This window comes from Microbacterium sp. MEC084, from assembly GCF_004514465.2.
Lineage (GTDB): Bacteria > Actinomycetota > Actinomycetes > Actinomycetales > Microbacteriaceae > Microbacterium.
The window spans coordinates 77,344-98,096 of record NZ_MYFP02000005.1 but is presented as its reverse complement, the minus strand read 5'-3'; the positions used below and the strand labels follow the sequence as shown (position 1 = coordinate 98,096).

General features: G+C 72.0%; 17 protein-coding genes and 1 pseudogene. All 18 read left to right on the top strand.

Annotation, left to right across the window (positions count from 1 at the left end):
- Positions 1 to 48: 48 nt before the first annotated feature.
- The 18 genes and pseudogenes from murF to B5M43_RS07070 all read left to right on the top strand — a co-directional run bounded on the left by murF (position 49) and on the right by B5M43_RS07070 (position 20,727).
- Entirely contained in the window at positions 49 to 1,461 is a 1,413-nt protein-coding gene (gene murF, locus B5M43_RS07155) for a UDP-N-acetylmuramoyl-tripeptide--D-alanyl-D-alanine ligase (protein WP_134745669.1), read from the top strand.
- On the top strand, positions 1,458 to 2,570 hold the full coding sequence (mraY, locus tag B5M43_RS07150) for a phospho-N-acetylmuramoyl-pentapeptide-transferase (RefSeq protein WP_134745670.1): 1,113 nt from the start codon (positions 1,458 to 1,460) through the stop codon (positions 2,568 to 2,570). Before murF ends, mraY begins: the two co-directional genes overlap by 4 nt.
- Complete coding sequence (gene murD / locus B5M43_RS07145; protein ID WP_134745671.1) at positions 2,567 to 4,114, top strand: UDP-N-acetylmuramoyl-L-alanine--D-glutamate ligase; 1,548 nt, start codon at positions 2,567 to 2,569, stop codon at positions 4,112 to 4,114. The genes mraY and murD overlap by 4 nt, the downstream gene beginning before the upstream one ends.
- Positions 4,074 to 5,384, top strand: coding sequence for a putative lipid II flippase FtsW (gene ftsW, locus B5M43_RS07140; RefSeq protein WP_082543118.1), 1,311 nt, complete (start codon positions 4,074 to 4,076; stop codon positions 5,382 to 5,384). Before murD ends, ftsW begins: the two co-directional genes overlap by 41 nt.
- The gene (locus tag B5M43_RS07135) at positions 5,381 to 6,448 is read left to right on the top strand and encodes a glycosyltransferase (RefSeq protein WP_055991740.1); all 1,068 of its coding nucleotides are present in this window, start codon (positions 5,381 to 5,383) and stop codon (positions 6,446 to 6,448) included. The genes ftsW and B5M43_RS07135 overlap by 4 nt, the downstream gene beginning before the upstream one ends.
- Before the next feature lie 228 nt (positions 6,449 to 6,676).
- On the top strand, positions 6,677 to 8,086 hold the full coding sequence (gene murC, locus B5M43_RS07130; RefSeq protein ID WP_134745672.1) for a UDP-N-acetylmuramate--L-alanine ligase: 1,410 nt from the start codon (positions 6,677 to 6,679) through the stop codon (positions 8,084 to 8,086).
- Entirely contained in the window at positions 8,083 to 9,051 is a 969-nt protein-coding gene (locus B5M43_RS07125; RefSeq protein ID WP_230667763.1) for an FtsQ-type POTRA domain-containing protein, read from the top strand. Before murC ends, B5M43_RS07125 begins: the two co-directional genes overlap by 4 nt.
- Before the next feature lie 198 nt (positions 9,052 to 9,249).
- Positions 9,250 to 10,425 (top strand): cell division protein FtsZ, encoded by a 1,176-nt coding sequence (gene ftsZ / locus B5M43_RS07120; RefSeq protein WP_134747178.1) that lies wholly within the window; start codon positions 9,250 to 9,252, stop codon positions 10,423 to 10,425.
- A gap of 3 nt (positions 10,426 to 10,428) precedes the next feature.
- On the top strand, positions 10,429 to 11,115 hold the full coding sequence (locus B5M43_RS07115; protein ID WP_134747180.1) for a YggS family pyridoxal phosphate-dependent enzyme: 687 nt from the start codon (positions 10,429 to 10,431) through the stop codon (positions 11,113 to 11,115).
- 34 nt (positions 11,116 to 11,149) lie between these two features.
- Positions 11,150 to 11,614, top strand: coding sequence for a cell division protein SepF (locus tag B5M43_RS07110; RefSeq protein WP_055991756.1), 465 nt, complete (start codon positions 11,150 to 11,152; stop codon positions 11,612 to 11,614).
- Between the two features lie 42 nt (positions 11,615 to 11,656).
- Positions 11,657 to 11,959 (top strand): YggT family protein, encoded by a 303-nt coding sequence (locus B5M43_RS07105; RefSeq protein WP_055992005.1) that lies wholly within the window; start codon positions 11,657 to 11,659, stop codon positions 11,957 to 11,959.
- 112 nt (positions 11,960 to 12,071) lie between these two features.
- Positions 12,072 to 12,698, top strand: a complete 627-nt coding sequence (locus tag B5M43_RS07100; RefSeq protein WP_134747182.1) for a DivIVA domain-containing protein — start codon at positions 12,072 to 12,074, stop codon at positions 12,696 to 12,698.
- A 7-nt stretch (positions 12,699 to 12,705) separates the two neighbouring features.
- Positions 12,706 to 13,287: a signal peptidase II gene (locus B5M43_RS07095; RefSeq protein WP_055991762.1), complete on the top strand. Its 582-nt coding sequence runs from the start codon at positions 12,706 to 12,708 to the stop codon at positions 13,285 to 13,287.
- Positions 13,287 to 14,207: an RluA family pseudouridine synthase gene (locus B5M43_RS07090; protein ID WP_055991765.1), complete on the top strand. Its 921-nt coding sequence runs from the start codon at positions 13,287 to 13,289 to the stop codon at positions 14,205 to 14,207. The genes B5M43_RS07095 and B5M43_RS07090 overlap by 1 nt, the downstream gene beginning before the upstream one ends.
- Before the next feature lie 38 nt (positions 14,208 to 14,245).
- A pseudogene (locus B5M43_RS07085) lies at positions 14,246 to 14,819 on the top strand (GNAT family N-acetyltransferase).
- A gap of 86 nt (positions 14,820 to 14,905) precedes the next feature.
- On the top strand, positions 14,906 to 15,568 hold the full coding sequence (locus B5M43_RS07080; RefSeq protein WP_134747184.1) for a cyclodeaminase/cyclohydrolase family protein: 663 nt from the start codon (positions 14,906 to 14,908) through the stop codon (positions 15,566 to 15,568).
- A gap of 89 nt (positions 15,569 to 15,657) precedes the next feature.
- Positions 15,658 to 19,170, top strand: a complete 3,513-nt coding sequence (gene dnaE, locus B5M43_RS07075; protein ID WP_134746287.1) for a DNA polymerase III subunit alpha — start codon at positions 15,658 to 15,660, stop codon at positions 19,168 to 19,170.
- A 153-nt stretch (positions 19,171 to 19,323) separates the two neighbouring features.
- Positions 19,324 to 20,727: a hypothetical protein gene (locus B5M43_RS07070; protein WP_230667761.1), complete on the top strand. Its 1,404-nt coding sequence runs from the start codon at positions 19,324 to 19,326 to the stop codon at positions 20,725 to 20,727.
- Positions 20,728 to 20,753: the final 26 nt, after the last annotated feature.

Genomic DNA, 20,753 nt, shown 5'->3' with positions numbered 1-20,753 from the left:
CGCCCCGCTCCCCGCAGGGCATGAGCGCCTCACGGAGGTAGTGACCGCATGATCGCCCTGTCCCTGTCGGAGATCGCCGCCGCGGTCGACGGAGAGCTGCGCCTGCACGGCGCCGACACCGCCGAGACGGTCGTCTCCGGCGCGGTCGACACCGACTCGCGCGCCATGGCGCCCGGGGGCGTCTTCGTCGCCAAGCCCGGCGAGACGACCGACGGCCACCTGTTCGTCGGCGCGGCCATCGAGAAGGGCGCCGTGCTGGCGCTCGTGGAGCGCGTCGTCGACGAGCCCGTGACCCAGATCGTCGTGCCCGACGTCGTCGCGGCCATCGCCGCGCTCGCGCGCGAGGTCGTCGGGCGCGTGCGCGCCCGCGGGGACCTGCGGATCGTCGGCATCACCGGATCCAACGGCAAGACGACCACCAAGAACATGCTCGCGACCGTGCTGCGCCCCGAGGGCGAGACCGTCGCGCCGGTCGGGTCGTACAACAACGCGGTGGGCGCGCCGCTCACGATGCTCCGCGTCACCGAGGACACCCGGTACCTGGTGTGCGAGTTCGGCGCGGACGACAAGGGCCAGATCGCGCGGCTCGCGGGCCTCGTCACGCCCGACGTGGGCGTCGTGCTCATGGTCGGCATGGCGCATGCCGGCGGCTTCGGCGGCATCGAGGCGACCGTGCGCGCGAAGTCCGAGCTCGTCTCGGCCGTCCGCGACGGCGGCACCGCCGTCCTGAACGCCGACGACCCCCGCGTGGCCGGCATGTCCTCCATCGCCGAGGAGCGCGGGCTCGGGATCCGGTGGTTCGGCGAGGCCGAGACCGCCGACGTGCGCGCGTCCGACCTGAAGGTGACGGCCGACGGCACGCACGCGACGATCACGGTCGACGGCCGCTCGTTCCCGCTCCACCTCCGCGTGCTCGGCGCGCACCACGTCAAGAACGCGCTGGCGGCCATCACGGCGGCCGTCGCGATGGGCGTGGCGCCCGAGGCGGCCGTCGAGCGGATCGGCACGGTCGAGCTCGCGGAGCGCTGGCGCATGCAGGTCATGGGCGGCGACCGTGTGCGCATCATCAACGACGCCTACAACGCCAGCCCGGACTCCATGGCGGCCGCCCTGCGCACGCTCGCGCAGATCACCGGCCCGGACGAGCGGATGGTCGCCGTCCTGGGCGCCATGAGCGAACTCGGCGAGTACGCCCACGAGGAGCACGCCAAGATCGGCCTGCTCGCCGTGCGGCTGCGCATCCCGCGCATCGTCGTGGTCGGGCAGGAGGCGCGCAGCCTCTACCTCGCGGCCGTCGCCGAGGGCTCGTGGAGCGATGAGGCCGTGTTCTTCGAGGACGCGGACGCCGCGTACGAGTACCTCCGCGGAGAGCTGCGCGACGGCGACCGCGTGCTCGTGAAGTCCTCCAACTCCGCGGGGCTCCGGCTCCTCGGCGATCGTCTGGGAGAATCGTTCTCGTGAGATCACTCCTGACGGCGGCGGCGATCTCCCTGGCGTTCTCGCTCTTCCTCACCCCGGTCTTCCTGCGGCTGTTCCGCCAGTGGGGCTGGGCCCAGCCGATCCGCGTCGCGAGCGCGAAGATGCTCGCCCCCGACCACGAGGTCAAGCGCGGCACGCCCACCATGGGCGGCACGATCTTCATCGTCGGCACCGTGCTCGGCTATCTGATCGGATGCTTCGCGGGCGGCAACCCGCCGACGCCCTCCGGCTCGCTCGTGATCTGGCTCATGGTGTCGTTCGGCGCCGTCGGGTTCATCGACGACTACCTGAAGGTCAAGCAGAACCACTACGACGGGCTCAGCGGCTGGCGCAAGATCGCCGGCCAGGTCTTCGCGATCGTCCCGTTCGCGATCGCCGCGCTCAACTTCCCGAACTCGTTCGGCCAGACGCCCGGCTCCGGGTTCATCTCGTTCTTCCGCGACATCCCCGTCCTGTCGTTCATGGCGCTCGGACCCATCCTGGGCTGGCTGCTGTACCTGGCGTGGCTGTCGCTGCTCGGCACGGGCTTCTCCAACAGCGTCAACCTGACCGACGGCCTGGACGGCCTCGCGGCGGGCGCCGGCGTCTTCGTGGTCGGCGCGTACAGCCTCATCGCCTTCTGGCAGTTCAACCAGGCCTGCACGCGCCTGATCCTCGAGCCGGACCTGATGCCCGCCTGCTACAGCACGCGCGATCCGCTGGACCTCGCGATCGTGTCCGCCGCGCTCGTGGGCGGGCTGGTCGGCTTCCTGTGGTGGAACGCGCCCAAGGCGCAGGTGTTCATGGGCGACGTGGGCTCGATGGCGATCGGCGGTGTCGTGACCGCGATGGCGGTCCTGACCCGCACCGAGCTGCTGGGGCTGCTGATCGCCGGCCTGTTCGTCATCTCGTCGGGCTCGGTCATCCTGCAGCGCCTGTACTTCAAGGCCACGCGCGGCAAGCGCTTGTTCCTGATGAGCCCGATCCACCACCACTTCGAGATGCGCGGCTGGCCTGAGGTCACGATCGTCGCCCGGTTCTGGATCATCGCGGGCCTGCTCGCCGTGAGCGGCATCGGCCTGTTCTACGTCGAATGGCTCTCTCGCACATGACCTCTTCGGATCGCCTCGCGTCGCTCACCAGCTGGAACGCGGACTGGAAGGGCCTGCGCGTCGCCGTGCTGGGCCTCGCGTCGACGGGCTTCTCGGTCGCGGACACGCTCGCCGAGCTCGGCGCGGACGTGCTCGTCGTGACGGAGACCGCCGCGGAGGAGTACGCGCGACTGGTGCCCGTCGTCGGCGCACGGCTGTGGCAGGGGGACCTGTCCGAGGTGCCTGCGGAGCTGGTCGACTTCGCCCCCGAGGTCGTCGTCGCCTCGCCCGGCTTCCCGCCGTCGCACCCGGTCGTGGCGTGGGCGCGCGAGACCGGGGTGCCGCTCTGGGGCGACATCGAGCTCGCGTGGCGCGTGCGCGACAAGGTCGTGCGCGCCGACGGCACGCCCGCCGACTGGGTGTTCATCACCGGAACGAACGGCAAGACCACCACGACGCGTCTGACCGCCACGATGCTGGTCGAGGGCGGGCTGCGCGCCGCGCCCTGCGGCAACATCGGCGTCCCGATCCTCGACGCCGTGCGCGACCCGGCCGGTTTCGACGTGCTCGTCGTCGAGCTCTCCAGCCACCAGCTCTGGTACCTCGGGCTGAACGACGACGCCGGTTCGCCGTCGCCGCACGCGGCCGTGTGCCTGAACCTGGCCGACGACCACCTGCTCTGGCACGGCTCGTTCGACGCCTACCGCGACGCCAAGGCCGTCGTCTACCGGCACGCGCAGATCGCGGCCGTGTACAACAAGGCCGACGACGCCACGCTGCGGATGGTGGAGGACGCCGACGTCGTCGAGGGCGCTCGAGCGATCGGCTTCGACCTCGGCGTGCCCGGCCCGAGCGAGCTCGGCGTGATCGAGGGCATCCTGGTCGACCGCGCGTTCCTCGAGGAGCGGCGCACGTCGGCCCTCGAGCTCACCACGGTCGAGGCGCTCGCCGAGCGGGGCCTGTCGGCGCCGCACATCGTGGCGAACATCCTGGCCGCGTCGGCGCTCGCGCGCTCGCTCGACGTCGAGCCCGCGGCCATCCGGTCGGCGCTCGAGGGCTTCCGCCTGGATCCGCACCGCATCGAGGTGGTCGGACGCGACGGCGGCGTGACCTGGGTCGACGACTCCAAGGCCACCAACCCGCACGCGGCCGCCTCGTCGCTCGCCGCGTATCCCGGCGCCGTGTGGATCGTCGGCGGGCAGCTCAAGGGCGTCGACATCGGCGAGCTCGTGGCCCAGCGGGGAGCCGGAGCCCGGGCCGCGATCGTGATCGGCGTCGAGCGCTCGGAGGTGCTCGCGGCGTTCGCGCGACACGCGCCCGCGGTGCCCGTGTTCGAGGTCGACCACACCGAGACTGAGAACGTCATGGCGCGGGCCGTCGAGCTGGCGGCGCGGGTGGCGGGCGAGGGCGACGTGGTGCTGCTGGCACCGGCCGCCGCGTCGTTCGACCAGTTCACCGGCTACGACGACCGCGGGGCCCGTTTCGCGGCCGCGGTGAGGGATTGGATCGAAGGGGGAGCGCAGCGTGAGCAGCACGACGACGACGCGACCCCCGGCGACGCCTGACCCCGACCGCTCGGGCGCGCTGACCGCGCGCGTCACGCTGGGCCGCGTCTTCGCGCCGGTGCCGCTGGAGTTCCTGCTGGTGGTGTCGACCGCGCTGCTGCTGACCGGCTTCGGAGTCGTGATGGTCACGTCGGCCACGACGGCAACGTCCCTGAGTGCGGGCCAGAGCCCCTACAACGACGGCCTGCAGCAGGGGGCATTCGCGATGCTCGGGATCGCGGCGATGTTCGTGGTCAGCCGGCTGCCCGTGCTGTTCTTCCGCCGGATCGCGTGGATCGCGCTCGGCGTGGCGATCGCGGTGCAGCTGCTGGTCTTCACGCCGCTCGGCGTCGAGGTCTACGGCAACCGCAACTGGCTCGACATCGCGGGGTTCTCGGTCCAGCCGTCCGAGCTCCTCAAGCTCGCGCTGGCGCTGTGGGCCGCCATGATCCTCTACCGCAAGCGGACGCTGCTCACGAAGTGGCAGCACGTCTTCATCCCGCTCGTGCCGGTCGCACTGCTGGCGATCGGGACGGTGCTCGCGGGGCGCGACCTCGGCACGTCGATGGTGCTCGTCCTGATCGTGCTGGCGTGCCTGTTCTTCTCCGGCGTGCGGCTGCGCATCTTCGCGCTCCCCGTGCTGCTCGGCGTGGTCGCGGTGACGGCGCTCGCCGTGACGAGCCCCAACCGCATGGCCCGGATCATGAGCTTCCTCGACCCGAACTGCGACTACCTCGACGACTGCTACCAGCCGCTGCACGGCATCTGGGGCCTCGCGAGCGGCGGCGTCTTCGGCGTCGGCCTCGGCAACTCGGTCGAGAAGTACAGCTGGCTGCCGGCGATCGGCGACGACTACATCTTCGCGATCGTGGGCGAGGAGCTCGGCCTGATCGGCTGCGTGGTGGTGCTGGCCCTGTTCGCGACCTTCGCGGTCGGCGCCTTCCGGATCATCCGCAACAGCGACGACCCGTTCGTCAAGATCGCGGCGGGCGGCATCACGGTGTGGATCCTGGGGCAGGCGCTCATCAACATCGGCGTCGTGCTGCGCGTGTTCCCGGTGCTCGGCGTCCCGCTGCCGTTCATGTCGGCGGGCGGCAGCTCGCTCGTCGCGGTGCTCGCGGCGTGCGGCGTGCTCCTCGCGTTCGCGCGCACCCTTCCGGCGCCGCACGTCGCCGCGCCGGGCGGCGCCGCGCGCGCCGCGGCGCGGGGCGCGGGCACGGGCCGGGGAGCGGGCTCCGAGCGGGTGGCCGGAACGGGGCGCTCCGCGCGGCCTGCGAGACTGAAGAGGTGACGACCTACCTGCTCGCCGGCGGCGGCACCGCCGGCCACGTGAACCCCCTGCTCGCCGTCGCGGACGGTCTGCGCCGCCGCGATCCCGAGGCGGAGGTGCTCGTGCTCGGCACGCGCGAGGGGCTCGAGGCGCGCCTGGTGCCCGAGCGCGGATACGAGCTGCTGATCGTCGAGAAGGTGCCGTTCCCGCGCCGCCCGAACTCGGACGCGGCGGCCTTCCCGGTGCGCTTCCAGCGGGCCGTCGGTCGGGTGCGCGGGTACATCCGGGATCGGGGCGTCGACGTGGTTGTCGGCTTCGGAGGCTACGCGGCGGCACCCGCCTACGTCGCCGCGCGCCGCGAGCGCGTGCCCTTCGTGGTGCATGAGGCGAACGCCCGCCCCGGCCTGGCCAACGTGCTCGGCGCGCGCCGCGCCGCCGGCGTGGGCGTGGCGTTCGCCGGCACGCCCCTGCGCCGCGCCGAGGTCGTCGGGATGCCGCTGCGCCCGGAGATCGTCGGGCTCGACCGCGCGGCGCTCCGCGCGGAGGCCGCGGAGCACTTCGGGCTCGACCCCGACAAGAAGACCCTCCTGGCGTTCGGCGGCTCACTCGGGGCGCTGCGGATCAACACGGCCCTCGCCGAGTCGTGGCGCGACATCCTCAACACCGGATGGCAGCTGCTGCACATCACGGGGGAGCGGTCGGACCTGCCCGACCCGCAGGCCGAGGGCTACGCGCTGCGCCGCTACGTGGACCGGATGGACCTGGCGTTCGCCCTGGCGGACCTCGTTGTGTCGCGCTCCGGCGCGTCGACCGTGAGCGAGATCGCCGCGCTCGGCATCCCCGCGGTGTACGTGCCGTACGCGGTCGGCAACGGCGAGCAGCGGCTCAACGCGAGCGCGTCGCTCGCGGCCGGGGCCGCCATCCTGATCGAGGACGCCCAGTTCACCGCCGACCGGGTGCGCTCCGAGATCGTGCCGCTCCTCGGCGACGAGGAGCGGCTGGCCGCCATGGCCGCCGCGGCCGAGACCGCCGGCACGCGTCACGGCACCGAGAACGTCATCGCGATGATCGACAGAGTTCTTTAGCGTCGCACGCGTCGGGCCCTGGCGGGCCACTCCGCGGGCGACACCGCTTCCGCTTCGCTCCAGCGGTCCGGCGCTTCGCGCCTGGTGGCCCCATCCGGGGCACGCTCGCTTCGCTCGCACATCGGTTGATCCGATCCCGCGCCCAGGCTGCAAGCTGCACCCTTGGAGAGACGGAGCGCCGCGCGCCGGGACCGGGGCAGGGCCGCGCCGACTTAGACTCGAGGGGCCATGATCAGACCCGACCTCAGCACCCCGATCCCCGAGCACATCGGCGCCGCCCACTTCATCGGGATCGGCGGTTCCGGCATGTCGGGCCTGGCCCGCATGTTCCTCGCGCGCGGCGTGAAGGTCTCCGGCTCCGACCGCTCCGACAGCCAGAACCTGCGCGACCTCGAGGCGCTGGGCGCCACCGTGCACGTCGGCCACGACGCGGCGAACCTCGGCGACGCCGACACGGTGATCTTCACGGGCGCGATCTGGCCCGAGAACCCCGAGTACCTGCTCGCCAAGGAGCGCGGGCTGCCGATCATCCACCGCTCGCAGGCCCTGCACTGGCTGATCGGCGGGCGCCGCCTGGTCGCCGTCGCGGGCGCTCACGGCAAGACCACGTCGACCGGCATGATCGTGACGGGCCTGCGCGGCCTCGGCGCCGATCCGAGCTTCGTCAACGGCGGCGTGATCGCGGGGCTCGGCGTCTCGAGCGACTCCGGATCGGATGAGCTGTTCGTGATCGAGGCCGACGAGTCCGACGGCTCGTTCCTGCTGTACGACACGTCGATCGTGCTGATCACGAACGTCGACGCCGACCACCTCGACCACTACGGCTCGCACGACGCGTTCGATGCGGCGTTCGTGCGCTTCGCCGACGCGGCGCGCGAGGCCGTCGTGATCTCGTCGGACGACGCGGGCGCCCAGCGCGTGCGCTCGGGGCTGAGCCACCGCAACGTCATCACGTTCGGGCAGGCCCAGGACGCCGACGTCCGGATCACCGACATCGTCACCGAGGGGCCCGTCGCGTTCACCCTCACGCACGGCGGACGCAGCGCCACGGGGCGCCTCGCGGTGCCCGGCGCACACAACGCGATCAACGCCGCCGGAGCCGTCGCCGTGCTGATCGCGCTCGGCCACGAGCTCGACGCCGCCCTCGAGGCGGTCACCGCCGGGTTCGCCGGCACGGTCCGCCGCTTCGAGCTGCACGGAGCCGAGCGCGGCGTGCGCGTCTACGACGACTACGCGCACCACCCGACCGAGGTCGCCGCCGCCCTGAGCGCCGCGCGGACCGTGGTCGGCGACGGGCGCATCATCGCGGTGCACCAGCCGCACACCTACTCGCGCACCCAGCTCATGGCGGGTGAGTTCGCGCATGTGCTCGAGGAGCTGGCCGACCACACGGTCGTGCTCGACGTGTACGGCGCGCGCGAGGATCCCATCCCGGGCGTCACGGGCGAGCTCGTCAGCTCGAAGTTCGAGGACCCCGAGCGCGTGCACTTCGTCGCCGACTGGCAGGAGGCGGCCGACTACACCGCCTCCGTCGCGCGCGAGGGCGACTACGTCATCACGCTCGGCTGCGGCAACGTCTACCAGATCATCCCGCAGGTGCTGGAGTCGCTGCGCGGAAGCGAGAACGCGGGAGCATGAGGCGCCCCGGCCCGCTGCCCCCGCCCGAGCGGCGGGACGCGCGGGATCCGCACGCCGATCCCGAGGGCCTCGTCGCCCTCGACGACGAGCCGCGTCGTCGCGCGCCCGTGCTGCCGTTCCGCCGGCGCCGGGCCGAGGAGGGCGACGCGCCGCCGCCGCAGGATGTGCCGAACGAGCCGGACGCCCCCGAGCCGCGGGCCGAGGAGGCCGGGGCGCAGCCGACCGGATGGCGCGACGTCTGGCGCGCGACCCGCGCGCGCCGCCGTGCGCTGCGCTCCGAGATCCGGCGCTTCACGGCGCGCTCGCGCCGCCGCCGGATGATCTGGATCGCGTCGCTGTCGGCGCTGCTGCTGCTCGTGATCGGGAGCGTCGGCGCCGCCTACAGCCCACTGTTCGCGGTGCAGCGGATCACGATCGAGGGTGCCGTCGCGATCGACCAGGCCGCTCTGCAGGAGGCGCTGGCCGATCAGGTCGGCCGGCCGCTCCCGCTCGTGGACCACGCCGAGGTCAAGGCGGCGCTCGTGACGTTCCCTCTGATCGAGACCTACACGCTCGAGGCCCGACCGCCGCACGATCTGATCGTGCGGATCCGGGAGCGCACGCCGATCGGCGTCGTGCGCTCGGACGCCGGCTTCACGACCGTCGACGCGGCCGGGGTGGTGCTCGCCTCGGGCGGCGCGCGGCCCGAGGATCAGCCGCTGATCGACGCCCGCGGCGGGCTCGCGTCGCCCGCCTTCGAGGCGATCGGCCAGGTGCTGCGCACCCTGCCGGATGACGTGCACGGGCTCGTCGCGGAGGCGCGCGCGACGACGCCGGACGACGTCACGCTCATCCTGCACGACGGCACCGAGGTGCTGTGGGGGAGCGCGGACGACTCCGTCAAGAAGGCCATCGCGCTGCTCGCCGCGCCCGACGGCTACTCCTACTACGACGTCTCGTCGCCCGGCTCGATCAGCGTCGGCTGACCTCTCGCGAACCGCGCAGACGGCTCGTCACGCCATTTCGCGACACGACTCGCGACACGCCCACGGCCAATCCGGATTCGAGCGCGCGGCGCGCATACCTTCATGGAAGGAATTGCATACCGGGCAATACTTTAACTCTCATGTAGAGGGTGAAGGTTCCGGGATGAGACCAGGGTTCGACAGCAATCGGAGGCCGGCATGAGCCAGAACCAGAACTACCTCGCCGTGATCAAGGTCGTCGGCGTCGGCGGCGGTGGCGTCAACGCCGTAAACCGCATGATCGAGCTCGGTCTCCGTGGAGTCGAGTTCATCGCCGTCAACACCGACGCGCAGGCGCTGCTGATGAGCGACGCTGACGTCAAGCTCGACGTGGGCCGCGAGCTCACGCGCGGCCTCGGTGCCGGCGCTGACCCCGAGGTGGGTCGCCGCGCGGCCGAGGACCACGCCGAGGAGATCGAGCAGGCGCTCGCGGGCGCCGACATGGTCTTCGTCACGGCGGGCGAGGGCGGCGGCACCGGCACCGGCGGCGCGCCGGTGGTCGCGCGCATCGCGAAGTCGATCGGCGCCCTGACCATCGGCGTCGTGACCAAGCCCTTCTCGTTCGAGGGCCGCCGCCGCCAGAGCCAGGCGGAGGCGGGCGTCGCCACGCTGAAGGAAGAGGTCGACACGCTCATCGTCGTGCCGAACGACCGCCTGCTCGAGATCAGCGACCGCGGCATCTCGATGGTCGAGGCGTTCGCGACCGCCGACCAGGTTCTCCTCGCCGGTGTGCAGGGCATCACCGACCTGATCACCACGCCGGGCCTCATCAACCTCGACTTCGCCGACGTCAAGTCCGTCATGCAGGGCGCCGGCTCGGCGCTCATGGGCATCGGCTCGGCGCGCGGCGCCGACCGGGCCATCAAGGCGGCCGAGCTCGCGGTCGAATCGCCGCTGCTCGAGGCCTCGATCGAGGGCGCGCACGGCGTGCTCCTGTCGATCCAGGGCGGCTCGAACCTCGGCATCTTCGAGATCAACGACGCGGCTCAGCTGGTCAAGGAGGCCGCGCACCCCGAGGCCAACATCATCTTCGGCACCGTGATCGACGACACGCTCGGCGACGAGGTGCGCGTCACGGTGATCGCGGCGGGCTTCGACGGCGGCGAGCCGCAGGCGCGCATCGAGGTGCCGTCGATGGCGGGGCGCGCCCCCATGCCGACCCTGCCGGGCGCCACGTTCGGCTCGTCGGCGCCCGCGCCGGCTCCGGTCGAGAAGAAGGAGGAGCCCGCTCGCGAGACCGTCTCGGTCGCCGCCGCGGCTCCCGTGCTGCCCGACGCGGGCTTCGACTCGGCGTTCGGCGACGACGACCTCGACATCCCGGACTTCCTGAAGTAACTCATGACCGACCTCGCGTCGCGCCTCGCCGATGTGGATCTCCGCATCGGCGAGGCCGCGCGCGCGGCGGGCCGCGACCCGGGCGAGCTGACCCGGATCGTGGTGACGAAGTTCCATCCGGCGTCGCTGGTGCGCGAGCTCCACGCCCTCGGCGCGCGGGACGTCGGCGAGAACCGGCAGCAGGAGCTCAGCTCCAAGTCCGCGGAGACGGCGGACCTCGCCGGGCTGACCTGGCACTTCATCGGCCAGGCGCAGACCAACAAGGCGCGGCAGATCCGCCGCGCCGCCCGCGTCGTGCACTCCGTGGATCGCGAGCGCCTCGTCACGGCGCTCGATGCGGCGGCCGAGCCGGGGGAGGGTGCGCTCGACGTGCTCGTCCAGATCAACCTCACGGACGATCCGGGGCGCGGCGGCGTCGCGCCCGACGACCTCGAGGCGCTCGCCGAGCGGGTCGCCGCCGCCGAGACGCTGCGACTGCGGGGCGTCATGGCCGTGGCTCCGCTGGACGAAGCCCCCGCGGCCGCCTTCGAGCGCCTCGCGGGATACGCCGAGCGCGTGCGCGCGGTGGTACCCGAGGCCACCTGGATCTCGGCGGGCATGACCGCCGACTTCGCCGAGGCGATCGCCTGCGGCGCGACACACCTGCGGATCGGGTCCGCAATCACCGGCCCTCGCCCCGCCCGGGCGTAGCCTCGAAAAAGCAGAGCAGACTACGGAGGACGCCATGGCGAACCCGCTCAAGAAGACGATGGTCTACCTCGGACTTGCCGACGAGGAAGGATACGAGGACGTTGCCGAGCAGCCCCAGCGCACGCACGAGCAGCCGCAGCACGACGAGGCCAAGCCGGCCCCTGTCACGCCGCTGCGCCGCCCCGCTGTCGTCCGTCAGCCCGCGGCGGCTGCCGTGAACGAGATCGTGACGGTGCACCCCAAGCAGTACCGCGACGCGCAGATGATCGCCGAGCACTTCCGCGACGGCATCCCGGTCATCATCAACCTCTCGCAGATGAGCGACGCCGACGCGCGCCGACTCATCGACTTCGCGAGCGGCCTGTCGCTCGGCCTGTACGGCCGCATCGAGCGCGTCACCAGCAAGGTCTTCCTGCTCTCGCCCGAGAACATCGCGGTCTCGGGCGACGGCGGCATCGCGCACGCTGACCCCGAGTCCGCGCCCTTCGCGCAGGCCTGATCCGCGGCCCCGCCGCGTCTGCTCGTCGTCTCGTCTGCGATGGTGACCGTCATCGGGCTGATCGCCTCGATCGTCAACTTCCTGCTGCTCATCTACATCCTCGTGCTGTTCGCGAGGCTGATCTTCGAGTACATCCCGATGTTCAATCGCGAGTGGCGCCCCAAGGGGGCGCTGCTCGTGGTCGCCGAGGTGGTGTACACCCTCACGGATCCGCCCATCCGCTTCTTCCGGCGGTTCATCCCGCCCCTGCGGATCGGCGGCATCGCGATCGACTTCGCGTTCGCGCTGACCATGCTGCTCTGCTTCGTGCTGCTGTCGGTCACGCGGTCGCTCACCATGCTCTGAGCCGCGCACGATCGTCCCTCGGCGGCATCCGGTGCGGCGGCTATGCTTGCTCACGGAGAAGTGCCCGGGCTCGGCCCACGGCCACAGACACCCCACGGAAGAGGAGCCACCCATGGCATTGACGCCGGATGACGTCGTCACCAAGCAGTTCCAGCACGTCCGGTTCAAGGAGGGCTTCGACCCGGACGAGGTCGACGACTTCCTGGACGAGATCGTCGTCGAGTGGCGCAAGACGATCGAGGAGAACAACGAGCTGAAGGCCAAGCTCGCCAAGTACGAGTCGGGTGAGCTCGCTCCCTCCGCCGCTCCGGTCGCCGCCGCCGCTCCCGTCGAGGAGCAGCCGGCCGAGGAGCCCGCCGCCGAGGAGCCGGCCGCCGAGGCCGCTCCCTCCGCCGAGCCCGTGTCGACCACGGCGTCGAGCGCCGCGAGCATCATCGAGCGCGCGCAGCGCCTCCACGACGAGCACGTCGCGGAGGGCAAGCAGACCGCCGAGCAGCTCATCGCCGACGCCAAGGCGGAGGCCGAGCGCCTCGTCAGCGAGGCCGAGAGCCGCCAGCGCGAGCTCAACGAGAAGTACGAGAAGGACCGCACGACCCTCGAGGGCCGCATCAGCGAGCTGCGTCAGTTCGAGCGCGACTACCGCCAGCAGCTGCGCAGCTACTTCGAGGCGAAGCTGAAGGACCTCGACGCCTCGGGCTCGGCCTCGGGCGAGACGCCGGTCTCGGCGATCGGCCTCTGAGCCGGTCTTGACGGACCGCGCACCCCTGCGTACGGCGGCGGCCAGCATCACGATCGCGATCCTCGCGGTCCTGGTGCTGGCCGCCGACCAGTTCGCCAAGCATCTCGCCCTGACGTCGCTCGAGTGGCAGACGCCCGTGCCCGTCCTGGGCGAGGTGCTCCAGTGGTACCTCGTGCTCAATCCCGGAGCCGCCTTCTCCATCGGCGAGGGCGTCACGTGGATCTTCACGATCGCGCTCGCGGTCGTCGCGTGCGGCATCGTGTGGCTCGCGTTCACGCGCGTGCACTCGCGCGTCTGGGCCGTCGTCCTGGGCCTGCTGCTCGGCGGCGTGCTCGGCAACCTCACCGACCGCCTGTTCCGCGATCCCGGGTTCGCCGTGGGTCACGTGGTCGACTTCATCTCGACGCCGTGGATGATGCCCGCGATCTACAACGTGGCCGACGTGTTCATCGTGGGCAGCATGATCGCGGTGGCCGCGCTCACCCTGTTCGGCGTCGGGCTCGACGGTCGCCGCGCACCCAAGGCCGACGCCGCGGCGGCCGATCCGTCGCCCGGCGCCGCGGCCGCCGACGCGCCCCGGGAGGACTGATGGAGTCGCGTCGCCTTCCCGTCCCCGACGGGCTCGACGGCTCGCGCGTCGACGCGGCCCTGGCCAAGATGCTCGGCTTCTCGCGCACGTTCGCGGCCGAGGTGGCCGAGGCCGGCGGCGTGCAGCTGGACGGCGTCGCGGTCGGCAAGTCCGACCGCGTGCACGGCGGGGCCTGGCTCGACGTCGAGTGGCGCCCCAAGGAGGAGCCCCGCGTCGTGCCCGTGGCGGTGCCGGACCTCGGCATCGCGTACCAGGACGACCACATGGTCGTGGTCGACAAGCCGGCCGGCGTCGCCGCCCACCCCTCGATCGGGTGGGAGGGGCCGACCGTGCTCGGGGCCCTCGCTGCGGCAGGCGTGCGCGTCGCGACGAGCGGCGCGTCCGAGCGGCAGGGCGTGGTGCACCGCCTCGACGTCGGCACGAGCGGCCTCATGGTCGTGGCCAAGACCGAGCACGCCTACACCGTGCTGAAGCGCGCGTTCAAGGAGCGCACGGTCGACAAGATCTACCACGCGGTGGTGCAGGGGCATCCGGATCCGCTGGTCGGCACGATCGACGCGCCCATCGGGAGGCACCCCAGCCACTCGTGGAAGTTCGCCGTCACGCCCGACGGCAAGGACTCGATCACGCACTACGAGACGATCGAGGCGTTCCCCGGCGCGTCGCTGCTCGAGATCCACCTCGAGACCGGGCGCACGCACCAGATCCGCGTGCACATGGCCGCCCACCGCCACCCGTGCGTCGGCGATCCGCTCTACGGCGCCGACCCGACGCTGTCGGCGCGCCTCGGCCTGACGCGCCAGTGGCTGCACGCGCACGAGCTGTCGTTCGCGCATCCGGCCACGGGCGACTGGGTGACGTTCACGTCGGACTATCCCGCCGACCTGGCGCACGCGCTGGCGGTGCTGCGCGGGGAGTAGGTCTCGCGGATGTCGGAGGCCGGTGCCACGCTGGCCGCATGGCGATCGAGGTGCGTCCGGCGACCGCTTCGAGGGCGTGCGCGCGCTCGTGGGGCCCAAGAACCCCGATGCGAACGTGTGCTGGTGCCTGAGCCATCGGATCCCGTCGAAGCTCAACTCGTCGCTGCGCGGGCCCGAGCGGGCCGAGTACGTGCGCCGGATGTGCGAGTCCGACCTGCCGCCGGGCGTGCTCGCGTACGACGACGGCGAACCGGTCGGATGGGCGGGCGTCGCGCCGCGCTCCGAGACCCAGTTCGCGCGCAGCACCAAGATCCCGCACGCGACGACCTGCCGGTGTGGAGCGTGTGGTGCCTGCGGGTGCGGCCCGGGCACAGGGGCAGGGGCGTCCTGCCGCGGCTGCTCCACGGCGCGGTCGAGTTCGCGCGAGAGCGCGGCGCGCCCGCCGTCGAGGGATATCCGGTGGACAACCGGGGCGAGAAGGTCGACCAGACGATGGCGTTCGTCGGCTTCCGCTCACTGTTCGAGCGCGAGGGGTTCACGAAGGTCGCGGACACCGACTCGGTCTCGGGCGGCTTTCCGCGGGTGCTGATGCGCCTCGACCTCCGGGGCTGAGGCCCGAGGATCCGTGCTCCTTAGCGGCCTCAGCATCGTTCGGCAAGCCCGTGGCGAGGATCCGGCCGGGCGAGGACGATGGCGTGATGACGATGGATCTCCGTGCGAAGCCCGGCACCGCGACGGATCGGACGTACGCCCCGAGCGGCCGGCGTCCGGCGCGCGAGACCACGATCGGCGAGTGGATCGACCGGCTGTCGCAGCGCGGCGGGGACCCCGGGGGAGGCGCCGCCGCGGGCGTGATGCTGGCGTCGGCCGCCGCGCTCGTCGCGATGGTGGCCTCGTACGCGGAGGAGTCCGGCGTGGAGCGGCGGGCCCGCGCGCTCGCGCAGGCCGCGCTGGACCGCGCGGACGCCGACGCGGCGGCCTCGGCGGCGTTCGGAGCGGCGCTCCGGGCGGGCGACGACCGGGCACGGGACGAGGCGGCGCTGGCCGCCGCGCGCTCGTCCGCGGCCCTGGCCGCGCTCGCGCGCGACGCGATCGGCGACCTGGAGCGCATCGCCCGCCGCGTCGAGCCGACCCTGCTCGCCGACGTCGTGTCGGCCGCCGCGGCCCTGCGCGCGGCACTGTCCTGCGCGCGGGCGAACCTCCGCAGCGACCTCGGCGCGCTGTCGCGCCACGGCGGGTCCGGCGCGCTGCGGCGGACGCACCCGGATCTCTGGACGGCCGCGAGCGCGTGCGACGACGTGATCGCCCGCCTCGACGACCTCACCCGCCGCATCGACACGCGCGCCTCCGGCGCGGACTGAGGGGTCGTCGGCCGGGTCCGCCCCGCCCGGCGTCCTGACACCCGGGGCGGCCGGGCGGACGTGTCGGGGGTCCGACCTAGACTCGATCCATGGCCTCCGACTCCTTCGTCCACCTGCATGTGCACAGCGAGTACTCGATGCTGGACGGGGCAGCCAAGATCGGGGCGATGACCCAGGCCGCGGCCGAGTACGGCATGCCGGCGATCGCGGTCACGGACCACGGCAACACGTTCGCGGCGTTCGAGTTCTACAAGGCCGCGCAGGCCTCCGGCGTCAAGCCGATCATCGGTCTCGAGGCCTATGTCACGCCCGGCACGCATCGCAGCGACAAGTCGCGCGTCGCGTGGGGGTCGCCGGACCAGAAGAGCGACGACGTGTCCGGTGGCGGCGCGTACACCCACATGACGATGTGGAGCCAGACCACGGAGGGCATGCACAACCTCTTCCGGCTGAGCTCCCTGTCGAGCATGGAGGGCTACTACTTCAAGCCGCGCATGGACCGCGAGCTGCTGCAGACGTACAGCAAGGGCCTCATCGCGACCACGGGATGCCCGTCGGGCGAGATCCAGACCAGGCTGCGCCTCGGGCAGTACGAGGCCGCGCGCGCGGCCGCCGCGGAGTTCCAGGACATCTTCGGCAAGGAGAACTACTTCGCCGAGATCATGGACCACGGCCTCTCGATCGAGCGCCGCGTCATGACCGATCTGCTGCGGATCTCGAAGGACCTCGGGATCCCGCTGGTCGCCACGAATGACTCGCACTACACGCACCAGCACGAGGCCGACGCGCACGCGGCCCTCCTGTGCGTGCAGTCCGGATCGACGCTGGACGACCCGAACCGGTTCAAGTTCGACGGCGACGGGTACTACGTCAAGACCGCGCAGGAGATGCGCCACCTGTTCCGCGACCACCCGGAGGCGTGCGACAACACGCTGCTGATCGCCGAGCGCTGCGAGGTCGAGTTCAACACCTCGGCCAACTACATGCCCCGTTTCCCGGTGCCCGACGGCGAGACCGAGGACAGCTGGCTCATCAAGGAGGTCGAGAAGGGCCTCCACTACCGGTACCCGGACGGCATCCCCGACAAGGTCCGCAAGCAGGCCGAGTACGAGACCGGGATCATCCTGCAGATGGGCTTCCCGGGCTACTTCCTGGTCGTCGCCGACTTCATCAACTGGGCCAAGGACAACGGGATCCGCGTGGGCCCCGGCCGCGGCTCGGGAGCCGGCTCGATGGTCGCGTACGCCATGCGCATCACCGACCTCGACCCGCTCGAGCACGGCCTCATCTTCGAGCGCTTCCTGAACCCCGACCGCGTCTCGATGCCCGACTTCGACGTCGACTTCGACGACCGTCGCCGTGGCGAGGTCATCGAGTACGTCACGCAGAAGTACGGCTCGGAGCGCGTCGCGCAGATCGTCACGTACGGCACCATCAAGTCGAAGCAGGCGCTCAAGGACGCGGGCCGCGTGCTGGGCTTCCCGTTCAGCATGGGCGAGAAGCTCACGAAGGCCATGCCGCCCGCGGTCATGGGCAAGGACATGCCGCTCGACGGCATGTTCGACCCCGAGCACCCGCGGTACAAGGAGGCCGGCGAGTTCCGCTCGCTGATCGACACCGACCCCGAGGCCAAGACCGTCTACGACCGCGCGGTGGGCCTCGAGGGCCTGAAGCGCCAGTGGGGCGTGCACGCGGCCGGCGTCATCATGTCGAGCGAGCCGCTGCTCGACATCATCCCGATCATGCGCCGCGAGCAGGACGGCCAGATCGTCACGCAGTTCGACTATCCGGCGTGCGAGTCCCTGGGCCTCATCAAGATGGACTTCCTGGGCCTGCGCAACCTCACGATCATCTCGGACGCGCTGGACAACATCCGGATGAACCGGGGCGAGGAGCTCGACCTCGAGCACCTCCAGCTCGACGACCGCGCGGCGTACGACCTGCTGTCCCGCGGCGACACGCTGGGCGTGTTCCAGCTCGACGGCGGGCCCATGCGGTCGCTGCTGCGACTGATGAAGCCCGACAACTTCGAGGACATCTCGGCCGTCATCGCGCTGTACCGCCCGGGTCCCATGGGCGCGAACTCGCACACCAACTACGCGCTGCGCAAGAACGGGCTGCAGCCCATCACCCCGATCCATCCGGAGCTCGAGGAGCCGCTGCGCGACATCCTCGACACGACCTACGGCCTGATCATCTATCAGGAGCAGGTCATGGCGATCGCGCAGAAGGTGGCCGGCTTCAGTCTCGGCCAGGCCGACATCCTGCGCCGCGCGATGGGCAAGAAGAAGAAGTCCGAGCTCGACAAGCAGTACGAGGGCTTCGAGGCCGGCATGAAGGAGCGCGGCTTCGGCGACGGCGCCATCAAGGCGCTGTGGGACATCCTGCTGCCCTTCTCGGACTACGCGTTCAACAAGGCCCACTCGGCCGCCTACGGCCTCGTGTCGTACTGGACCGCGTACCTGAAGGCGCACTATCCGGCCGAGTACATGGCCGCGCTGCTGACCAGCGTCGGCGACGCGAAGGACAAGCTGGCGCTGTACCTCAACGAGTGCCGCCGGATGGGCATCCGGGTGCTCCCGCCGGACGTCTCGGAGTCGATCGGCTTCTTCGCTGCCGTCGGCGAAGACATCCGCTTCGGCCTCGGCGCGATCCGCAACGTCGGCTCGAACGTCGTCGACGGCATCATCGCCGCGCGCGAGGACGGGCCGTACACGTCGTTCCACGACTTCCTCGCCCGTGTGCCGCTCCACGTGGCCAACAAGCGCACGGTCGAGTCGCTGATCAAGGCCGGCGCGTTCGATTCCATGGGGGCGACGCGACGCGCTCTCGTGGAGATCCACGAGAGCGCGGTCGAGGTCGCCGTGACCGACAAGCGCAACGCCGCCGGCGGCGCGATCGGCTTCGACTTCGACAGCCTGTGGGACGAGCCCCAGTCGGTGCAGAAGGTGCCGGACCGCCCCGAGTGGACCAAGAAGGACAAGCTCGGCTTCGAGCGCGAGATGCTCGGGCTGTACGTGTCGGATCATCCGCTGGCGGGCCTGGAGGTGCCGCTCGCGAAGCACCGCACGATCACGATCAGCGCGCTGCTGGCGTCGGAGGATCTGCAGGACGGCGACCAGGTCACGGTGGCGGGGCTGGTGACGAGCGCCCAGCACCGCGTGGCCAAGTCGAGCGGAAACCCCTACGGCATGATCACGGTCGAGGACTTCGAGGGCGAGGTCACGGTCATGTTCATGGGCAAGACCTACACCGAGTTCCAGCCGATCCTGCAGCAGGACGCCATCCTGGTCGTGCGCGGCCGCGTCTCGCGCCGCGACGACGGGATGAACCTCCACGCCCAGTCGGCGTTCACCCCGGATGTCGGCTCGTTCGACGAGGCGGGCCCGCTCACCCTGGTGCTGCCGGAGCAGCGCGCCACCGAGCAGGTGGTGCAGGACCTCGCTGACGTGCTGCGACGCCACGCGGGCGACACCGAGGTGCGCCTCCGGATGCACCGCGGCCGCACCGCGAAGGTGTTCGAGGTGCCGATGCCGGTCCGGATCACCGCCGACCTGTTCGGCGACCTCAAGTCGCTGCTCGGGCCCCAGTGCCTGGGGTGACCGGCCGGCGATGACGCGCCCGGCGTGACGGCCGCGGGGGGAGAGGTGCCCCGCGAGAGGCCACAGGTCCCGCCGGTAGGATCGACCGCAACCGCGCCCGGGTGACCGGGTGGATCGAGGGCCGTGACGACGACGGCACCGGAGAGGATCAGCGTGACCGACCAGAACCCCGGTTCTCCCGCCCCCGAGCAGCCCGACGGCCAGGCCGCCGCGGCACCGCAGGCGGCGCAGCCGCCGTCCGGAGCCCCGGAGCCGGCCGCGCCGCAGCCGGAGCCGGCGGCGGCCGAGCCGGCCGCGCCGCAGGACCCCGACGCGCTGCCGGGCGTCGGTCCGTTCACGCGCCGTGAGGCGATCCTGGTCGGCCTGTCGGGCCTCATCCTGCTGCTCTCCTTCTTCTCGATCTACGACTTCGGCTACATGCCCATCTGGGGCGCCTCACTCGACTGGGTGCTCGCCGTGGGCCTCCCGGTGGCCGCGGGCGTGCTCCTGGTGCTGCGTCGCACCCAGCCCGGCCGGATCGCGCGCGTCGGCTCCCTGTCCGTGGACCAGTTCGCGTCGGTGTCCTTCTCCGTCGCCGCCGTGATGTGGCTCAGCACCCTCGGGTACGGCCTCGCGGTGGACGGCCCCGGAGTGATCACCACGTGGGTCGTGTGGCTGCAGCTGCTAGCGACGCTCGGCGGCGTGTTCCTCACGGTGGTCGCGCCGCACGTCGCGCCGTTCAAGGAGGACTTCGAGCGCCGTGCCGAGACGCCGGCGCATCCGACCGCCCGCGACCCCCGCGGCGTGATCGTGCGACCCAAGCCCCAGCCGGTCGCCCCGCAGCAGTGGGCGCAGCCCGCGCCGCCGTACGGCGCGCCCCAGCAGGGCCAGCCGTACGGTGCGCCCGGCTACGGACAGCCGGCCTACGGTGCGCCGCAGCCCGGTCAGCCCCCGTATGCCCCGCAGCCGTACGGCCAGGCTCCGTACGGTCAGCCCTACGGCCAGCAGCCCTACGGTCAGCCCAGCCAGCCGTACGGGCAGCCGGCCTACGCTCCGTCGGCGGGCCGGTTCCCGGTCGGCGCGCCCGCGTACGGCCAGCAGTATCCGCTGCAGGCGCCCGCCCCGGCCGCCGCGGCAGACGCCGACGCGACGCACCAGCGTCCCGCCTCGCCGGAGCCCGCCGAGGCGCCTCAGGCTCAGCCGGAGCCGGTGGGCGCGCCCGCGACGGATGACGACGCGACGTCGGTGCTTCCTGCCCAGGACGAGCCCACCGGCCCGACCGAGGCCTACCCGGCCGCCGAGCCCGCCCCCGAGCCGGAGTCCGCGCCCGAGCCGGCGCCCGCCCCCGAGCCGGAGCCCGAGCCCGCGGCGGCGCAGCAGGCGCCCGTGCAGCAGGCGTTCTGGGCGCTCGTGCCGGAGGAGCGCGACGTCGTGGACGCCTACGGTGCTCCGCTGTTCCGCATCGGGCCCACCGCATGGGCGCTCGTGGTCGAGGACCGCGGCGACACGTACGTCGTGCGCCACGACGACGGCCGGATCGGCTACCTGCACGACACCTCGGGCATCACGCGCGGCTGACGACGGCGGATCCCCCCCCTCTCGGC